Annotated in this window: 2 protein-coding genes and 1 pseudogene; 2 read left to right on the top strand and 1 reads right to left on the bottom strand. The window is 68.5% G+C overall.

The genetic code is table 11. From position 1 onward, the window contains the following. Nucleotides 1–239: 239 nt before the first annotated feature. Both GWI24_RS43945 and GWI24_RS43940 read left to right on the top strand, forming a co-directional pair. Complete coding sequence (locus GWI24_RS43945) at nt 240–770, top strand: DUF998 domain-containing protein (protein WP_308344293.1); 531 nt, start codon at nt 240–242, stop codon at nt 768–770. A 37-nt stretch (nt 771–807) separates the two neighbouring features. Beyond that, entirely contained in the window at nt 808–1,401 is a 594-nt protein-coding gene (locus tag GWI24_RS43940; RefSeq protein WP_210951595.1) for a DUF4291 domain-containing protein, read from the top strand. An 11-nt stretch (nt 1,402–1,412) separates the two neighbouring features. On the opposite strand, the pseudogene GWI24_RS43935 reads toward GWI24_RS43940, so the two are convergent. Beyond that, nucleotides 1,413–1,814: pseudogene (locus GWI24_RS43935) on the bottom strand (SAM-dependent methyltransferase); the annotation flags it as partial.

Here is a 1,814-nt window from a genome sequence, read left to right as displayed (position 1 = left end):
GCCCCTGGCTCACCCGCCGCCTCCGCGGCCGCTCCTCCGGCGACGGCCGCACCGCCAAGCGCCCGCAGCTGGGGCCGGTGCATATCGAGACGCCCGAGCCGAGGTCTCGCGGCGAGCAGATCGGAGAAAGTCCATGAGCGAAGGGTGGGGTTATTCGAGGCGCTGACCGCCGTTCCGCGAAGCCATGAGACGCGCCCATTCGTAGGGTCTGCCCTACCCCGCTTCGGGGGCTCACCGGAGTGCCTGAGGCCACCGCCGCGTTACGGTATATCTGTTCTCCCGACCACGGCCTGATGAACGTCTCGTTCATCGCCCTGGGGACGCTCCTCGTCGTCGGCACCGCTCTGACCGGTCCTCTGTGGCGCCGAGGCGCGACCGCCAAAGTGGCTCGGTTTCTCCTGGCCGGTGCCGGTCTGGGATTTGTACTCGCCGGGCTGGCACCTGCGGACGTCCACGAAAACCAGCACGTCCTGGGTGCCTTACTCATCATGGGAACGGGCAACATCGGCCTTCTGCTGGCGGGAGCCGGCTTGTCGAACGACGTCGCGCCTCCACTGCGTTGGGCCACGAGCCTGCTGGGAATCACCGCGATCGCGGCCTTCGGGCTCCTCCTTTCCCACCACTACCTGGGACTGGGCATGGGCGGTATGGAGCGAGTCGCGGCATTTCCTCTCCTGATGTGGACGCTGGCTGTCGGCGCCCGCGGTCTGTTCCCTCAGGCAGCCCGCGATGCGATACGCGGCCGGTCGGCCGGAACGATCCAAAAATGAATGGCAATGAGAATCGCGCGGCTTCACGCTGTACGCCATGAACGAAGCGCGATGCACGATCCGTGCGCTCCACACGGCATCCACGGTCACCGTTTACCAGGCGTACCCGCCGGAGATCGGCGTGCCCGCGGTTCGCCAGGGGCATTTCCCCACCGCGTGGAAGCGGGACCGAATGACCTGGATCAAGCCGTCGTTCCTCTGGATGATGTACCGCTGCGGCTGGGGCACAAAGCCGGGGCAGGAGACCGTACTTGCCGTCGAGATCACTCGCGCGGGTTTCGAGTGGGCGCTGCGCAACGCGTGCCTGTCGAGTTACGTACGTGGGCTGCACCCCGACCTCAGCACCTGGCAACGCCAGGTGAAGCGCGCACCGGCCCGCGTCCAGTGGGACCCCGAGCGCGATCTGCGCCTCCAGGCACTGCCCTACCGCTCACTGCAACTCGGGCTCTCCGGTGAGGCCGTACGCCGCTACGCCGACGAGTGGACGGTCTCCATCAGCGACGTGACCCCGCTCGCCCACGAGATCCACGCGCTCGTCAACGAAGGCGACGTGGAATCCGCGGCCCAGCGCCTGCCCCTGGAGCGGGAATACCCCGTCACCGACGGGCTGACGGCCCACCTGCGCTCGTAAGTGCTCGGCGGTCAGACGGGGGCGGTTCGGGTCGCCGTGATCACCACCGTCGCGTACGGCATCGTGAAGCTGCCGCCCATCGCGTCGATGGCCGCGCCAACGCCCTCCAGCACCTCCGCCAGCTCGGCCGGAGGGAGCCGGGTGAAGGCGCCCTGGGTGGGGATCTGCTCGAGCCAGGCGTCCCGGGTGTAGGTCCACTCCCAGTCGAACCGCCACTGTTCCGGTTCGCCGAACGCGCCCGCCGCTCGTATCCCGTCGGCGGCCTTGGTGAGGATCGGGTGATACACGTCCAGGCCGCCCTGCGTCACCGCCCGGAAGTCGAACGGCGCGTCGGGCATCACCCGTCGGCAGGTCGCGGCGAGGGCTTCCGCCAGATCGGGTGGGAGCCGGAAGACGTTCCAGAACGCGGCCAG

The sequence above is a fragment of the Streptomyces sp. MK37H genome, from assembly GCF_018035285.1.
Taxonomy (GTDB): domain Bacteria; phylum Actinomycetota; class Actinomycetes; order Streptomycetales; family Streptomycetaceae; genus Streptomyces; species Streptomyces endocoffeicus.
This window is presented reverse-complemented; position numbering and strand designations above follow the sequence as displayed.